The organism is Pseudarthrobacter sp. NPDC092419 (assembly GCF_044755045.1).
In the GTDB taxonomy this organism is placed as follows: Bacteria; Actinomycetota; Actinomycetes; order Actinomycetales; family Micrococcaceae; genus Arthrobacter.
Genome location: NZ_JBIVQF010000008.1, coordinates 131,572 through 148,255, shown reverse-complemented (window position 1 = coordinate 148,255; position 16,684 = coordinate 131,572). Strand labels below are relative to the sequence as shown.

At 62.1% G+C, this 16,684-nt stretch carries 12 protein-coding genes; 5 read left to right on the top strand and 7 right to left on the bottom strand.

What is annotated here, in order from left to right; all coding sequences use genetic code 11:
- Positions 1-189: 189 nt before the first annotated feature.
- The 6 genes from ACIQC0_RS13545 to ACIQC0_RS13520 all read right to left on the bottom strand — a co-directional run bounded on the left by ACIQC0_RS13545 (position 190) and on the right by ACIQC0_RS13520 (position 8,510).
- Positions 190-963, bottom strand: a complete 774-nt coding sequence (locus ACIQC0_RS13545) for a DUF6994 family protein (RefSeq protein WP_400535529.1) — start codon at positions 961-963, stop codon at positions 190-192.
- A gap of 160 nt (positions 964-1,123) precedes the next feature.
- Entirely contained in the window at positions 1,124-4,225 is a 3,102-nt protein-coding gene (locus tag ACIQC0_RS13540) for a type I restriction endonuclease subunit R (protein ID WP_400535527.1), read from the bottom strand.
- 81 nt (positions 4,226-4,306) lie between these two features.
- Entirely contained in the window at positions 4,307-4,825 is a 519-nt protein-coding gene (locus tag ACIQC0_RS13535) for a hypothetical protein (protein ID WP_400535526.1), read from the bottom strand.
- Complete coding sequence (locus ACIQC0_RS13530; protein ID WP_400535524.1) at positions 4,826-6,118, bottom strand: hypothetical protein; 1,293 nt, start codon at positions 6,116-6,118, stop codon at positions 4,826-4,828.
- Positions 6,115-8,085: an N-6 DNA methylase gene (locus tag ACIQC0_RS13525; protein WP_400535522.1), complete on the bottom strand. Its 1,971-nt coding sequence runs from the start codon at positions 8,083-8,085 to the stop codon at positions 6,115-6,117. The genes ACIQC0_RS13530 and ACIQC0_RS13525 overlap by 4 nt, the downstream gene beginning before the upstream one ends.
- 185 nt (positions 8,086-8,270) lie before the next feature.
- Positions 8,271-8,510, bottom strand: a complete 240-nt coding sequence (locus ACIQC0_RS13520) for a hypothetical protein (protein ID WP_400535520.1) — start codon at positions 8,508-8,510, stop codon at positions 8,271-8,273.
- A 40-nt stretch (positions 8,511-8,550) separates the two neighbouring features.
- Here ACIQC0_RS13520 and ACIQC0_RS13515 point away from each other — a divergent pair, with 40 nt between their 5' ends.
- The 3 genes from ACIQC0_RS13515 to ACIQC0_RS13505 all read left to right on the top strand — a co-directional run bounded on the left by ACIQC0_RS13515 (position 8,551) and on the right by ACIQC0_RS13505 (position 11,628).
- Positions 8,551-9,945, top strand: a complete 1,395-nt coding sequence (locus ACIQC0_RS13515) for a hypothetical protein (protein ID WP_400535518.1) — start codon at positions 8,551-8,553, stop codon at positions 9,943-9,945.
- A gap of 76 nt (positions 9,946-10,021) precedes the next feature.
- Positions 10,022-10,357 (top strand): hypothetical protein, encoded by a 336-nt coding sequence (locus ACIQC0_RS13510; RefSeq protein ID WP_400535516.1) that lies wholly within the window; start codon positions 10,022-10,024, stop codon positions 10,355-10,357.
- 395 nt (positions 10,358-10,752) lie between these two features.
- The gene (locus ACIQC0_RS13505) at positions 10,753-11,628 is read left to right on the top strand and encodes a glycerophosphodiester phosphodiesterase (RefSeq protein WP_400535514.1); all 876 of its coding nucleotides are present in this window, start codon (positions 10,753-10,755) and stop codon (positions 11,626-11,628) included.
- Positions 11,629-11,670: 42 nt separating this feature from the next.
- On the opposite strand, the gene ACIQC0_RS13500 is transcribed toward ACIQC0_RS13505, so the two are convergent.
- A complete protein-coding gene (locus ACIQC0_RS13500) occupies positions 11,671-12,582 on the bottom strand; it encodes an alpha/beta fold hydrolase (protein WP_400535512.1) in 912 nt (303 codons plus the stop codon).
- 188 nt (positions 12,583-12,770) lie between these two features.
- Here ACIQC0_RS13500 and metH point away from each other — a divergent pair, with 188 nt between their 5' ends.
- Both metH and ACIQC0_RS13490 read left to right on the top strand, forming a co-directional pair.
- Positions 12,771-16,433, top strand: coding sequence for a methionine synthase (metH, locus tag ACIQC0_RS13495; RefSeq protein ID WP_400535510.1), 3,663 nt, complete (start codon positions 12,771-12,773; stop codon positions 16,431-16,433).
- 43 nt (positions 16,434-16,476) lie between these two features.
- Positions 16,477-16,629 carry a hypothetical protein gene (locus ACIQC0_RS13490; RefSeq protein ID WP_377214238.1) on the top strand — a complete coding sequence of 51 codons (153 nt, stop codon included), beginning with the start codon at positions 16,477-16,479 and terminating at the stop codon, positions 16,627-16,629.
- The last annotated feature ends 55 nt before the right edge of the window (positions 16,630-16,684 follow it).

Here is a 16,684-nt window from a genome sequence, read left to right as displayed (position 1 = left end):
CAGAACGTCATCGGCAGTTTGCTTGAGGCGGGTGTTGTTTCCCTCGAAGACGCGGCATGGCCTTGCTTCTCTTGATCGTGAACCATGGTGAGTGATGGTGAATGAGGGGGCAAAAGGATTGTCCCGCAACTCCGTTATATTTTTCCGTTATGAAAATGGCGCATCTAGCGGACCTCAGACCCTCATTGGTTATGGCCGTCGGACCTCAACGTCGCGGTGGTTCTCCTCGACCCAGTCGGCCATCCGGTTGCCCCGCAGCGCTATGAACTTCAGTGAGGCTTCCCGCATCCTGGTGTACTCGTCCTTCGTGGCCGGGACGCCCGGGCGCGTGAAGACTGTGTCCTCATCCTCATCGAGGAAGAAAGCGATCTTCCCCTCCGGCGTCACGAGGTCCTGGAAGTGGAAAAACTCCACGAAATTCTCAAACGTACCGAAGAGTTCGAAGAAGTCCCCATAGTTGGTGATGACATCGGCGAGGGGGCTGCCTGGCTCCCCGGCGTAGTGGCGCCGGATGCACTCCAGAGTCAGGTCCATCCGGTCGGCAATAGATTGCCGCATTCCCCTGGCGGTGTTGAGGGTGGGCAGGTGTATTCCTCTGACGGGCCAGATCATGGCGCTGCCGATCGTGTACGGCGGGTCGAGATAGCGGCTCTTCTGCTCCTCACTCAACTCGGCCTTAGCCTCAACCAAGGCCTTGGGCTTGACCCACCTGGTGTAGGAGTTCGTGATGGCGTCACTGCCGACTGTGAACGACTTGTCGGGCGTCTGCTCGAACATCAGGTAGTTTTCCCGACGCACCTTGGGATCTTCCGAGACCGTCAGTTCGAACAGCTGCCCCTCGCCTAGCTCCTTCGTCCAGAGCAGCTGATGGTCAGCCTTCAGCCGCGGACTATTGGAGTCGGCGTCCGTTCCCGGAGGCGTGGTGTCGAGCAGGTAGTCGAAGGCAATGTCGAAGACGCGCATGGAAGGAAGTCTACGTGCGCGCCCATTGCGAACCGCGGAACTTGCAGCTGAAACAACCGCGGATCGAGCAGGCCCGTGGATGTTAATCTTCGGTGAGACCGTTTGGTGTTCTCCGAGTTTGCTCCGAGTTCTGTTGGAGTTGGAGCAAACGACGATGGCCTCAGGTTGCCTTGGATGCTTGCAACTCCTCGTAGACCAGTTCGCTGAGCATCTTTAGGAGCGCGTGCATCTTCGTCTTGTCGCCAAGTGCCTGGAGACTGAGGTTGTAGTGGCTGTCCATGGAGTTCGAGACCGCTTCCGTGACGGCTGATTCCAGGTGCGGACTGCTGCCGAAATGGCTGCGGGAGTTGTTCCGGGCCTGCTTCTGCAGCGTCTCGTTCTTTACGAGTTCGCGCCGTACTCCTTCGACGAAGTGCGCCACCGCGTCCAGTTCCTCGCCCTCGAACGGCAGGTTGGCCTGCTGAATAACCTCTTCCCAGGTCACCAGGACAGGATCCTTGGTCTGCCCGGTCCCGGGATCCGTCAACGGCTTGAGGAGTTCGCCCTCGCCCGAGAGCTTCAGCTGTGCCTCGCCCTTGTCCTTGAGTGCATATTTCGCCAGGACGACGCCGGACAGGTCCAGCGCCACCTTGGCGTCGTTCACGCGAAGGGTCGGGAGGAGATGTTTGTAGTAGATGGAGCGCTTCTCCAGGTCCGTGTCGGCATAGTCGTAGATCTGGGAGAGGAAGTCGTAAGCGCGGATGAAAGACCCCAGGTCCTTGCGGAACAGGTCCAGCTCGTCCTGCGCAGTCTTGTTCCCACCCGCAACAGCTTCGTTGTAGCGGGTGTTGAACCGGGACTTCGCCGGTGTCGTCCAACTGGAGAGGGCGTTGTTGCCTTCTTCCAGGACATAGGCCTTCACCAGGCCGTCCACTTCTGATTCAAGGTAGATCTGGGCCGCGTCAAGCTTGGCCTGAAGGTCATGCACCACATTGGGGTTGGAGACGTCTTCCAGGGCGGCCTCGCGGTAGTACGGCTGGAAGGAAGCGAGGATTTCAGCGGGGTCGTTGACGAAGTCCAGCACGAAAGTCTGGTCCTTGCCGACGGCCGTCCGGTTCAGCCGGGACAGCGTCTGCACCGCTGAGACCCCGGACAGTTTTTTGTCCACATACATGGCGACCAGCAGCGGCTGGTCAAAGCCGGTCTGGAATTTGTTGGCCACCAGCATGATCTTGTATTCGTCGGTGGCGAACGCCTCGGGCAGCGTCCGACCCTTCAACCCCGGGTTCATGCTCAGCTCGGTGAACACGTCGGGGCCTGACTCGTCGTCGGCGATTTCGCCTGAGAAGGCGACCATCGTCCCCAAACCGGCGTAGCCGGCGTCGTGAATGTATTTGTCGATGGCGAGCTTGTACCGGACCGCTTCCTTTCGCGAGCCGGTGACCACCATCGCCTTGGCCTTGCCGCCGAGCCGCCAGGCGACGTTCTCACGGAAGTGCTCCACGATCACCTGAACCTTCTGACTGATGTTGTAGGGGTGCAGTTTGACCCACTTCATCAAAGATTTCAGAGCTTCCGACTTTTCGACGGTGTCAGCTGAACCCGGGTCATTGGAGTCGTAGTCGCGGCCGTCGTGCGTCAGCCGGTACGCCACCTTGTAACTGGTGTAGTTCTGCAGTACATCCAGGATGAAGCGTTCTTCGATGGCCTGCTGCATGGAGTACACGTGGAACGGCTGAGGCAGGCCGTCCGGACCTTTACGGCCGAACAGTTCCAGGGTCTTGGCCTTGGGCGTGGCCGTGAACGCGAAATAACTGATGTTCTTCGCGTCCGCACGCTCTGCCATTTCGGCGGCAAGATAGGATTCGACGTCGAACTCGCCACCGTCGTTGACGTCCGCCAGTTCCTCGGCGGAGAGCACCTTTTTGAGCTTGTTGGCGGTGGAACCGGTCTGGGAGGAGTGCGCCTCGTCCGCGATGATCGCGAAGTTCCGACACTTCAGCGCCCGGGATTCGGCGATGGCCTTCAGCGCGAACGGGAAGGTCTGGATGGTGACGATGATGATCGGCGTCCGCGCTGTCAGCGCCTCGGTGAGTTCGGCAGACTTTGACCCGGCGTTGCCGCGGATGGGAATGACGACGCCGGACTTGTGTTCGATCTGGTAGATCGCGTCCTGCAGCTGGGCGTCTAGGACGGTCCGGTCGGTGACGACGATCACCGAGTCGAAGATCTTCTTGTCCTGGGCGTCGTGTAGGGCACTGAGCTGGTGCGCCGTCCAGGCGATGGAGTTCGTCTTGCCCGAGCCCGCCGAGTGCTGCACCAGGTAATGGTGGCCCGGCCCCTCGGTCCGGGCGCTCTCAATGAGCTCGTTGACCACGTTCCATTGGTGGTAGCGGGGAAAGAGCAATGACTTGCGGATTTCCCGCTGGCCGGTGACCGGATTGGTTTTGTCGCTGACTTGCAGGTGCAGGAACTTACCGATGATGTTCAGCCACGAGTCACGCTGCAGGACCTGTTCCCAGAGGTAGCTCGTGGCCGATCCCTTGGGGTTGGGCGGGTTGCCGGCGCGGCCGTTGTCGCCGAGGTTGAAGGGCAGGAAGTAGGTGTCCTTGCCCTTGAGGTCCGTGGTCATCTGGATTTCATCGTTGCTGACGGCGAAGTGCACCAAGGCGCGCCGGCCAAAGGAGAGCAGCGGCTCGTCTTTGTTTTTGCCGTTCCGCGGCAGCCGGTCCGCGCGGTACTGCTGGACGGCGTCGTTGATGCTTTGGGTGAAATCGGTCTTAAGCTCGATGGTCGCCACCGGAAGACCGTTGACGAACAGGACCAGGTCGATGCTCTTCAGGGTGTCTACGGTGGAATAGTGGACCTGGCGCAGGACGCGGAGGCGCACCTTGTTATACCGCTCAAGCGTTTCGGGGTTCAGTCCCATGGCTGGCCGGAACTGGCACATGTCGAACTTCGCGGCGACATCCTTAAACCCTGAACGCAGCACCGAGAGCATCCCGGCTTCCTTTGTGGCGGGTTTGTCCAGCACCGCGCATAGCCGGTCAAGGAGGAGCCGCTTGGCCACCTCGTGCTCGGCGGGGGAGTCTTCGGGCTTCAGGACTTTAGCCAGTTGGTCCGACTGGGTGTCTTCCAGCCAGGCGAAGACATCCTCCGGAATCAGGGCCCTGGTGGCGTCGTAGAGGTCACTCGCTTTTCGGCCCGGCTCGTAGATCCATCCCTCGCCCGCGAGCGCCTGACAGATCTCCTCCTCAAGGACTATTTCATTGTGCTGCGCCATATTCTTCCCCCTGATTGCAGGCCTTCGTGCTTGTGATGCTGCCGTAGTGCTTCGCGGACATTTCAACTATGCCCCGTCGGACTAGGGCTTCGGAGGAAGAGGGTATTTCCAGTCCGCCGATGTCCCGTCCTCCGCGTCCCACCGGACGGTAATCGTCTTGTCGTGGGTGGCGAGCGAAGCCGCCGCAAGAAAAGTAACGCCCTCGTCCGGACGCAGGACGATGGGCGACTCTGGTCCCTGGAAAATAAGGGATTCATGAGCGCTGACATCGACATTGGCGGCGGTTGCATTACCAATGTTGGTCAATTGATAGGTATCGCCCTTGTAGTGGTCGAGTCGCCACCTGGCGCGTTTCGCAGCCTCGGGGGGAAGGATGCCACGCCGTGGCTGCTCAGCAAGAATCTCTGCCGTATCAGCCATCTTCTCCAGCGCAGAAATTACCTTTTCCGTATTGTCGGCACTGACTCGGCCAGCGGCTTCGGCACGGTCCGCTGCTGCTTGGGCCAGCTTCTGCTGACTTCGCATGTTGAGGGCTCCAAGTACGATCGACGCAACGACACCTAGGGCGGTTATCAGGTTCGCTATGGACTGTCCGTCCATCTAACTGCTCCCTACTTCGATCTTGCCCGTCACGGCAGCTGAGATCAGGGCGGAGCGACGCTCCTTTAGAGTCGAGATAACTGCTTTGGCTTTCTCGACAAGGTCGTCAATCTGGAGCGTTTTGGTCTTCAGATGGGTCACAATTCGAAGTTGCTCGCTGATCGGCGGGACACCGAACCTGAAGTTTTTGACGGTGGTCGAGTTTGTGGATGCAAGGTTGGTCGACTGTTTTCCCGTCAGGTAGAAATAAGCGCGCGCAGGGTCCGCGTCCAACAGCAGGACCAAGAAACTGTTGAGTAGCTGAGGACCGGTGCGAACTGCGAAGATGTGGTTCTGGTGAACACATGGGCTGATTGATCCATCCCAGATGCACCCACGCGCGAGCTTGTCGCGATCGCCGCCTTCAGTCATCAGCACATCGCCTGGCTGCAAAATAGAAGAGGCTGCGACTTCTGTTGGTAAATCGATTTCTTTGACGTCTTTAAGATCTACGTAACCAATCTGGACGTTAGCCACTCGCAGGTACGCGTACGTCTCGGTCTCGACATCGGAGAAATCTTTGCCCAGCGTGACGCCAGTCTGCATCCGCATCAGGTTCTTCAGCGGTTGCACGGTCCAATGTTCAGGCACCGGGCCCTGCCAGGGGATCCCGGAGGGCGTGGTGGGGGCGGTGGGGTCGAGGCCTTTGGTGACGGCTTGGGTGATGATGGCCTGGCGCTTCTCGGCAAGCAGTTCGATGAGCCGCTCCTGCTTGCCGATCAGTTCGTCGATCTGGGCGGTTTCGCGGTCGAGGAATGCCACAATTTGGCGTTGGACTTCGGGATCAGGGAAGGGATGAAGGATGTTGGCAATGAAGTCCCAGCTGACACGAGGCATCTTGGATCCAAAAGTAGAGCCGTCCACCAAGGCAATGAATTGCGAGTTCAACGTTAGGTAGTTCAGAAACTTCGGGTTGAGGTTCGTGCCCGGACGCATCACGTAGATGTCTCCAACGGCCTCGCCCGGTCGGTCTGCTGCCCAGGACTTCGCGAGATAGGGTCTTAGCTTGCCAAAAAGGACATCGCCGGCCGAAAATTCGATGCCCTCGGCTGCGAACTCTGTGGTGGATTCGACCAGCCTGCCGGTCCACCCCTCGATGTTTTCCAGAGCCACAGGGTAGGAACGCCCTTCGGCGCGGTCAGTGACGAGCTGGACTCTGGACTTCAGGCGTGCAAGTTGCCAGCTTGTCGGCACGTCGGGGATCCATTCCACACCGGACTGCTTGTATTCGTCGTACGGCTGGAGGCTTGTCACTTCTCAACCTCGGCCAGCAGCGTCGTGATCTCTCCGATGAGCTTGTTCAAATCAGCGTCGATCTCGTCCAGCGACCTGGGTGCCACGTACTTGTAGAAGTGCCGGGTAAACGGAATCTCGTAGCCGACCTTGGTCTTGGACTCGTCGATCCAGGCGTCGGGGACATGCGGAAGAACTTCCCGGGAGAAGTAGTCCTGGATGTCCCCGTCCAGCGGGACGTTCTCGGTGTCGCGCAGATCCGTATCCGGTTCGGGCGTTCCCTTAGGCCCTTTGCAGACATCGGCGGACTCATCGCGTTCGGACAGCCCGGCGAGAACGGCTTTCAGGACCGGCGCGCCCAGCTTGAGGCCGGCACCGGAGAGGGCGGGCTTAAGAACCTTGAGGAACGCCTCGCGGTTCTTCCACAGTTTCACTTCGTCTTCGCCCACCCGGATGAGCGCTTTTTCGAGAAGCTGCCGGTCGTCGTCGGACAGCTTTTCCACCGGCTTCTGCGCCAGGGCAGCTTCTATCCGCTCCGGGGTGCAGGCGAAGTTGAGCTTCAGCGGGCGCTCCACAGTGATGGTGGAGTAGCCGAAATCCTGGTTGTTGAAAACTTTGGAGGTATCGGCGTCATGCTCGAAAGCCCCATAAAGCCGGACGATCCGCTCGATGTCCTTGGCGCCCAGTTCCTTGCGCTTGGAGCCGAGGCTCTTGCGCATCTTCTGGAAGAAATCCACGCCGTTGATGAGCTGGATCTTGCCGACCCGCTCCGGGTGCTTTTGCTTCTTGCTGTTGGAAAGAATCCAGACATAGGTGGCGATGCCAGTGTTGTAGAACATGTCCGTGGGCAGCGCGATGATGGCTTCGACGAGGTCGTTCTCGATGACGTACTTGCGGATCTCCGACTCGCCGGAGCCGGCGCCACCGGTGAACAGCGGGGACCCGTTGAGGACGATGCCGATGCGCGAGCCGCCCTCGTGCGCCGGGCGCATCTTGCGGATCAGGTGCAGCAGGAACAGCAGGGAGCCATCGCTGACCCTTGGAAGTCCGGGCCCGAACCGGCCCTCGAAGCCGTACTGCTCGTGCTCTTTCTGGATCTGTGGCTGGATCTTTTTCCACTCGACACCGAACGGCGGATTGGACAGCATGAAGTCGAACTGCTGGCCGATGTTCTGGTCGTTGGCGAGGGTGTCGCCGACCGAGATCTTGGAGATGTCCTGGCCCTTGATCAGCAGGTCTGATTTGCAGATGGCGTAGGACTCGTCGTTGATCTCCTGGCCGTAGGCCACGAGGGAGGCGCTCGGGTTCAGCCCGTGCAGGTGCTCCTGGGCGACGGTGAGCATACCGCCCGTCCCTGCGGTGGGGTCATAGATGGACCGGACGATGCCCTCTTTGTTGAGGACGTCGTCGTCGTAATTCAGCAAAAGCTGCACCATCAGCTGGATGACTTCGCGCGGGGTGAAGTGCTCACCCGCGGTCTCGTTGGACGTTTCAGCGAACCGGCGGATGAGCTCCTCGAACAGGAGGCCCATCTCGATATTGCTGATGGCCTCCGGGTGGAGATCGATCGCGGCGAAGTCCTTGGTCACGTGGTAGAGCAGGTCGGCGCTGTCCAGCTTCTCGAGGGTCTTGTAGAACTCGAAGCGCTCGAAGATGTCCCGGGTGTTCTCTGAGAAGCCCTGAACGTAGTTGAGGATGTTCGCCTTGATGTTGCTGGGGTCGTCCAGGAGCTTGGCGAAGTTGAACTTCGAGGTGTTGAAGAAGCTGTGGCCCGAGGCCTTCTGCAGGAACGTGTCGAGCGGGATGTTGAGGTTCTTCTTCGCTTCCGCTTCGGCGAGGACGGCATCCTTCGTCTTCTCGAGGACGCAGTCCAGACGCCGCAGGATGGTGAACGGCAGAATCACCGAGCCGTACTGGGCCGGTTTGTAGGTGCCCCGCAGAATGTTCGCGATGCTCCACACCAGGTTGGCGTTGTTGTTGCCGGCCACTGTTACCACTTTCCTTGCTGCGGGGCAGTGGGGTGCGCGGACTTTGGCCGATAACGTCATCGGTGCCCCCATTGCCGTGCAGCGTTTAATCGATCACGCACGTACTTGCCATTGCATTCTATTGGCGAGGAGCAACGTCGGTGGGCATGGAGAACTGCTGGCTGCGAAGCGTTGGCTGACTGGCCTTACTTCTTGCGTGTCTTCTTCAAGAAGGCTGCGACCTGACGGTACGCCTTCCTCGCCTCTGGGCTATTGGCTAGTTGGTAGGCCTCGGCGCCCTTTTCAGCGAGCTTCCGCGCCCTCGCTTGCACTACCGGGTCGGTGGTGAGGTCATGCATTTTGGCAGCAGCCTGCTTCACCTTCACGCCGCTGGCCTTGATCGCATCTGCCACCTTGTCCGTTGCTCCAGCCACAGTCTTCTCCACACGTTGATTGGTTCCTCCCGCGAGAGTAGCACCGTGCGAGATGGCGATGAAGGAAACGTATGGCGGGATGACACAGCTCGGCAGGCAGACCTGGGACCTCGGAAGTGGCGCCCGCCCTGCCATGGCTGGCGTGTGTGAAGATGTTGGCATGACCGACAATGACCGTGACCTTTCGCTGTACGTCGATGGCAGAAATGCCTTGGTGGCAGGCGACCCGAAAGCAATTGCGGAGCTCTTCCGCAAGTTGGACGTTAAAGAAGAGCGCCGCTCAAATTTGGGCTCAGGGGTGGCAGATCTGCTGGCGGCCATATCTGGGGTGGCGGCCACGGCTTTGTCGGCAAATATCGAAGGCAACTCGTTCCACATGACTCCCGAGTCCTACGCCCGGTATGTGGAACTGCTCGGGTCCACCAAGGAAAAAGTGGAAACTGTCAGTGGAGTGCTGCGCCACTCTGATGGCAGGATTGACAGCATTATCGAACTGGTGGCCTCTACACCGGTCAACCCGGTCGCTGCCGCGAACATGCAGATATTGGCTGCAACATTGGCAATCCGCGTGGCCCTTAAGGAACTCGACGATCTTGTTCAGGCTGTGGACGCGAAATTGGACACGATCATCCGGGATCATCGTGACGAGGCACTCGGTAACGTGCAGGGCACTACCCACGTCCTGGACAAGGCGTTCGGGTACTTCGAAGAGACCGGGCGGCTCAACGATGCCCTGTGGGATCAGGTATCTGGGCAGGCGGCGGCGCTTGCCCAGGCTCACGCCGTCGCCTTGAACCACCTGCACACCATTGCCGACAGTCTTACCGTCAAGAACTTCGGCAAGCGGGTCAACAATGCTGAGATCGGAGCAAGGGGCGAAGTAAAGCACTGGCTGGTCATTGCTGCAGTGGCTCTGACAAACATGGTTCGCATGGACGCCCTCGAGGCTGTCCGAAGTGCGCAGGATGGGTCGGACTCCCCGGCTCACGAGCGGCATATCGCCAAGGCGCGCGAGCAGCGTATGACCACCACCAGCACGGCAATCCAAAACTTGTCAGACGCTATTTCAAAAGCGGTGGATGTGGATAGCTTTACCCGCATTACGAACCCCTTGGAAATGCCAAAGCTTTACACTGCCGCTGAGGAAATGCAGCGACTATTGCGTGTCTTTAGCTCGTCCTTCGGTATGCCGGAACCGGCGTCGATCGAGCGTACGCAGTGGCATGAATCCGTGATCCGCCTTGGTCAAAAAGCTGGGGATGTCGTGGTGAACTCCGCCGCTGCTGTGGCCGAAGGGGTAGCTTCCGTTCCCAAAGCCATCGGGGAAACTGTCGAAGATACGATCCTGCACGTAGCCCAGGGAATTGAGGCGCGACGACAGAGCCCCACGGCGATTGAGCGTTCAGACACCAAAAGTGGGGCTGGAGATTCGACTATTAGCAAGTAGCACGTGGGTGACAGCAACACCAACGCGATCTCCGTAGTCCATGGAGAGCGTCAGTGGGTCCAGATAGGATCCGCCCATGACTATTGACGTGAGTGCCGCAGGTTTGCTCGCCCAGGTGATTCCGGCGCTTTTGGTCTTCTTGGCATTGGAGGATCGGCTATCGCCTGCCCATATTCCGAGCAGGACATGGCGCCACAGGCTCATTCGGTGGCGGGAAGCAGCGGTTGTTCTCAACCTGATCTCGCTGGGACTCAGCCTCGCTATCGTCGTCACTCGGAATGAGAATGTCGTATTCAGCATCGTCATCGCGTTCAGCGTTGCGTTCCTTCTTGTTGTGCTGGCACTACTCTTTGCCGGCATGTTTGGTAGGGAAGAGGAACCTGTAGACCAGATTGAAAAAGCGGCGCCGTAGGGCCACGACAGCCATTGATGATCCTTTCTTGCTGTGTCTGCGCATGACAAAGGACGTAAGTTCCGTCTCCTCGAAAAAGGTATTGATGCGCGGCGACTACACGAGCGTCGCGGGCAAGGCTGAGTACATCCGTCCAGAGCCCGATCTCTGGTCGCTGTTGTCAGCGTGCAGCCTCGCCCTGACCGACGCCTGACAAACAGAACCGGTCGACGGCAGGAGGTCCCGCCGTCGTCCGCTCAGCGCTGCCAACCGTCACGGCAGCAAAGCTGAACGTGGCAGCTGTGCGGCACAGTTCACCTGCCGGTCATGGGCGGTTCGGCTCGAGTCCACAGGGTTTCGAGAGCGTAGGTGGAGAAACCTGCACAGGCCGGTTTGGAAACAGAAAGAGGCTATTCATGCGCCGTAAAGAACGCGGGCTAGGCATCGTCACGGGGTTGGCCGTTATAGCCACCCTGAGCGGGTTAATCGCACCGGCCGCGCAGGCCGCCCAGAGCACGTTCCAGGACAAGGCTGATTCAGGCGTCCAGGTCATCGCCCACAGGGGTTCGAGCGGGGCAGCCCCGGAGAACACCCTCGCTTCCGTGGAGCTCGCGCTGAAGCACGGCTCAGACGTGGTGGAGAACGACATCCAGCGCACTGCCGATGGCGCTCTCATAGTCGTTCACGACCTCACACTTGCCCGCACCACCGACGTCGAGCAGGTCTTCCCCGACCGGGCGCCGTGGAACGTCCGCGACTTCACCCTCGCCGAGATCAAGCAGCTCGACGCCGGCTCATGGTTCGCGCCCGAGTTCGCCGGTCAGCGGGTGCCGACCCTCGCAGAGTGGGCGCAGGCAGTGGGCCAAAAGGCCGGCATGCTGCTGGAGGTCAAGTCGCCCGAGCTGTACCCCGGCATCGAGACCGATGTCGACAGGGAGCTGCGGGCCCTTCCCGAGTTCGTTTACGCCCAGCGGCACGGCCGGCTGATGATGCAGTCCTTCAACCACCTGTGGCTGCGCGCCTTCGACACGCTCGCGGTGGACGTACCTGTAGGCCTGCTCTTCGGCGGCGCGCCGTCCGAGGTGCAACTCGCCGATGCCGCCACCTGGGCAGAGGCCGCCAACCCGGCCCTCGGCAACATGACTCAGGGCACCGTGGAAATGATCCACCGTTACGGACTGAAGACGTACACCTGGACCGTGAACGGCGGCCAGGACATGCGCCGCGCCATCAACTGGGGCGTCGACGGGGTCATCACCAACTACCCCCAGGTGCTGCGCGACATCCTCTAGGAGACCGCGTAGCTGAACCTTCCTGGAGTGGCGTTCGCCGGGTCACTCTGACCACAGGTCCTCGAGCAGCCGGAGCACCTTTTCCGGCTGCTCGAGGTTGGCGAAATGGCCGCAATGCTGGATCGCCACAGCCTGGACAACCGGTACGGTGGAGGCCAGCCGGTCCAAGTCGGATGTTGATGTGAACACGTCAGTTTCGCCGCGCGTCGCCAGCACGGCGCAGCGGATGCCGCGCCAACGGTCGAAGTCGTAGTGCGCCACTGCCCTGGCAGCCGCGGAGAAACCGGCGGGACGGACGTCATGGCCGAGCCTGCGGATCACCCCGGCGGAGATGCCCCGGGGATCTGCGAAGAAGGGCGCCATCAGCAGTTTCATCAGGGGTGTGGAGCCGACCGCACCGATCAGTGGCGGCGCTGCTGGACCCAGGACCGCCAGCGTGCGCATGATCAGCATCATTCCCACAACTGCCGGGAACCGGGGGAGGCTGCGCAGTGGCTTTCGGGCGGCCTTAGACACGGCGAACGACGTGGGCGAAATGGCTGCGACGCTGGCAGTCTGCTCCGGCCACGCCGCGGCAATATGCAGAGCCAGGAAGCCTCCCATGGAGTGGCCCACGAGGTTCCACCGGGTGTAGTTGAGCGAGTTCAGAACGTCGGTTACTGCGTGCCCCATCGCCTCGATGCTGAGGTGTTCCAGCCGGGCTTCCCCCGTGGATTCGCCCCAGCCCGGTAGATCAATGAGGACACGATCACGGGGCGATGCTTCGGAAAGCAGCGGCCGGAAGCTGGTCCAGGATCCTGCGGCGCCGTGCAAGTACACCTCCGGTGCGGCGGTCGTTGGAGACCCGTTTCCGAAGCCCTGCTGGACACGAACGGTACAGGGGCCGAGCTCTGTTGGAATGGTGTGCCGCCGCAGCGTGGCCGCCCACGCCGCGGACTCCTGCCGAACGCCCAATGTCCGCCTTCCGTTGCTGATGTCTACTACTCATTCGGAGCTGCGGCGTTACCGGACCGGACCTTGCGGCGTCTGCGGCCCACGGCAACGACGCCGCGGTCCGGCCCGACCACGCCCACGCGCCCCCGCCGTCGTAGCACTCAGACACACACAGCCGCCCTGCAAGCCCCCGCCCGTAACCTGTTTAGATGCCCCGTTTTGCGCTCGACATCGAATCCGTGCCCCGCCCTGCCCGTGCGCAGGAACTCCTGGACGCCGTGAACCACAGTGTGGTCATTGCCGACGGCGCCATGGGCACCATGCTGCAGGGCCGGGACCTGCAGCTCGAAACGGACTTTCAGGGGCTCGAGGGCTGCAACGAGATCCTCAATGACACCCGCCCGGACGTCATCGCGGACATCCACGACGCCTACTTCGCCACCGGCATCGACGCCGTGGAGACCAACACCTTCGGCGCCAACTGGTCCAACCTCTCGGACTACGGCATCGACGACCGCATTGAGGAACTGGCACGAAAGGGGGCCAGGATTGCCCGCGAACGCGCCGAAGCCGCAGAAGCAACAGACGGACGCATGCGCTGGGTCCTCGGCTCGATGGGCCCGGGCACCAAGCTCCCCAGCCTCGGCCACACCAGTTATGACTACCTCAAGCAGACCTTCGCCCTGCAGGCCGAGGGCCTCATCGACGGCGGCGCCGACGCGTTCCTCATTGAAACCAGCCAGGACCTCCTGCAGACCAAGGCCGCGGTCAACGGCTGCAAGCAGGCCATCGTCTCCAAGGGAGTCCGCCTCCCCATCTTCGTCGAAGTCACTGTCGAGACCACCGGCACCATGCTCATGGGCTCCGAAATCGGCGCCGCGCTCACCGCGCTCGAGCCGCTCGGCGTCGACGCCATCGGCCTGAACTGCGCCACCGGCCCCGACGAGATGAGCGAGCACCTCCGCCACCTCTCCAAGCAGTCCTCCGTCGCCATCGCCTGCATGCCCAACGCCGGCCTGCCCGTCCTCGGCGCCAACGGCGCGCACTACCCGCTCTCGCCCACCGAACTCGCCACCGCGCACGAGCAGTTCGTCCGCGAATTCGGCCTGGGCTTGGTGGGCGGCTGCTGCGGTACGACGCCGGAGCACCTGGCCGCCGTCGTCGAACGCCTTGCGCCCTTCCGCACCCGCAAAACCGCGGACGACGGCGGGACCTCCAACGGCGGCAGGCCCGCCCCCGCCCGAGTCCCCACTGAGCGCGAAGCCGGCATCGCCTCCCTCTACCAGCACGTGAACTTCGACCAGGAATCCGCCTACCTGGCCATCGGTGAGCGCACCAACGCCAACGGCTCCAAGGCCTTCCGCCAGGCCATGCTCGAAGAGCGCTGGGACGACTGCGTGGACATCGCCCGTGAGCAGATCCGCGTCGGCGCGCACCTGCTGGACGTCTGCGTGGACTACGTGGGGCGCGACGGCGTCGCGGACGTTAAGGAGATCGTCTCCCGTTTCGCGTCGGCCTCCACCCTCCCGCTGGTCATTGACTCCACCGAGCCGCCTGTCCTGCAGGCCGGCCTGGAACTTATCGGCGGCCGCCCGGTGGTCAACTCCGTCAACTACGAGGACGGCGACGGCCCCAACAGCCGCTTCGCCCGCATCATGCCGCTGGTCAAGGAACACGGCACCGCCGTCATCGCCCTGACCATCGACGAACAGGGCCAGGCCCGCACCACCGACGGCAAGGTCGCCATCGCCTCCCGCCTCGTCGACGCCCTGGTGGGCGAATGGGGCATGCGCGTCGAGGACATCGTCGTGGACGCCCTGACCTTCCCCGTCGCCACCGGCCAGGAAGAAACCCGGCGGGACGGCATCGAAACCATCGAGGCCATCCGCCAGATCACCGCCAAGTACCCCGGCATCAACACAACCCTCGGCGTCTCCAACGTCTCCTTCGGCCTGAACCCTGCCGCGCGCATCGTCCTGAACTCCGTCTTCCTCCATGAGGCCACCGAAGCAGGCCTGACCAGCGGCATCATCGACGCCGCCAAGATCGTCCCGCTCGCCTCGATCCCGGAGGACCAGCGCAAGGTGGCCCTGGACCTGGTGTGGGACCGCCGCGAATACGACGCCGACGGCAACACCACCTACGATCCCCTCGCCATCATGCTCGACATGTTCGCCGGCGTCGACACCGCGGCCCTCAAGGACCAGCGCGCCGCCGAACTCGCGGCGCTGCCCACGGGCGCACGCCTGGAGCGGCGCATCATCGACGGCGAAGGCAAGGGCCTCGAGGCGGACCTGGACCTGGCCCGCAGCGAGGGCATGACCCCGCTCGGCATCATCAACGACCACCTGCTCGAGGGCATGAAGGTGGTGGGCGAACGCTTCGGCGCCGGCGAAATGCAGCTGCCGTTCGTGCTGCAGTCCGCCGAGGTGATGAAGAACGCCGTCGCCCTGCTGGAACCGCACATGGAAAAGTCCGACTCCTCCGGCAAGGGCACCATGGTGATCGCCACCGTGCGCGGCGACGTGCACGACATCGGCAAGAACCTGGTGGACATCATCCTCACCAACAACGGCTACAAGGTAGTCAACATCGGCATCAAGCAGGGCATCGCCGAGATCATCGCCGCGGCCGAGGAACACAACGCGGACGTGATCGGCATGTCCGGGCTGCTGGTGAAGTCCACCGTGGTGATGAAGGAAAACCTAGCCGAGCTGCAGTCCCGCGGCATGGCCAAGAAGTGGCCGGTGATCCTGGGCGGCGCCGCCCTGACCCGCGCCTATGTGGAGCAGGACCTGGCGGAACAGTTCGACGGCGTGGTCCGGTACGCCAAGGACGCCTTCGAGGGCCTTGCCCTCATGGAACCGCTGGTGCGCGTGGCCCGCGGCGAGTCGCCGGATGACGTCGGCCTGCCGCCGCTGAAGAAGCGCATCCACAAGGGCGGCGCCAAATTCACGGTGACCGAGCCGGAGGCCATGCCCGGCCGGTCCGACGTCGCACTTGATAACCCCGTGCCCGCCCCGCCGTTCTGGGGCACGCGCATTGTGCGCGGCGTATCGCTCCACGACTACTCGGCGTTCCTCGATGAGCGCGCCACCTTCATGGGCCAGTGGGGCCTCAAGCCCGGCCGCGGCGAGGACGGCGCCTCCTACGAGGAACTGGTGGAACGCGAGGGCCGGCCTCGCCTGCGCTACTGGCTGGACCGCATCCTGGCCGAGGGCATGCTCGACGCCTCCGTCGCCTACGGATACTTCCCCGTGGTCTCAGAAGGGGAGCAGGTGGTGGTGCTGCACCACGGTGAAGACCGCGACGGCGTCCTCGGCCCCGCGGGCCTGCTCGCCCCCGACGGCGGTTCAGGCGGCCCGATCGGCACCGACCGGCTGCGCTTCGACTTCCCGCGCCAGCGCCGCGACCGGCACCTGTGCCTGGCCGACTTCGTGAAGTCGCGCGAATCGGGGCAGATCGACGTGCTGCCGGTACAGCTGGTCACCGCCGGCTCGAAGATTGAAGAGTTTACCTCCAAGATGTTCGCGGCGAACCAGTACCGCGACTACTACGAGCTCAACGGCCTGGTCATGCAGCTCACCGAGGCACTGGCCGAGTTCTGGCATGCCCGCATCCGGAAGGAACTGGGCTTTGCCGCCGAGGAGCCCAAGGACACGGCAGGGTATTTCAAGCTCGACTACCGCGGTGCGCGGTTCTCGCTCGGCTACCCCGCGTGCCCGGACATGGAGGACCGCCGCAAGGTGACGGAGCTGCTGAAGCCGGAGCGGATGGGCGTTGTTTTGAGTGATGAGCTGATGCTGCACCCCGAGCAGTCCACCGACGCGTTCGTGTTCCACCACCCGGAGGCGAAGTATTTCAAGGTGTGAGTCGGTACGCCCGCGGCACCGGGAGAGGGCCTAGGCTTCCCCTATGGGAATCATCATCACTTTGCTCATTATCTGGCTGATCCTCTCCGTCCTCGGCTTCGTGCTGGAAGGCCTCCTGTGGCTGGCGTTCATCGGCCTGATCCTGTTCGTGGCCACCGCCGTGTGGGGCTGGCTTAAGCGCAGAACCCGCGCCTGACGCCACGGAACTTCATGGGGTGAGCTGAACCCGGTCTTTGCCGCGGGCGGATTGC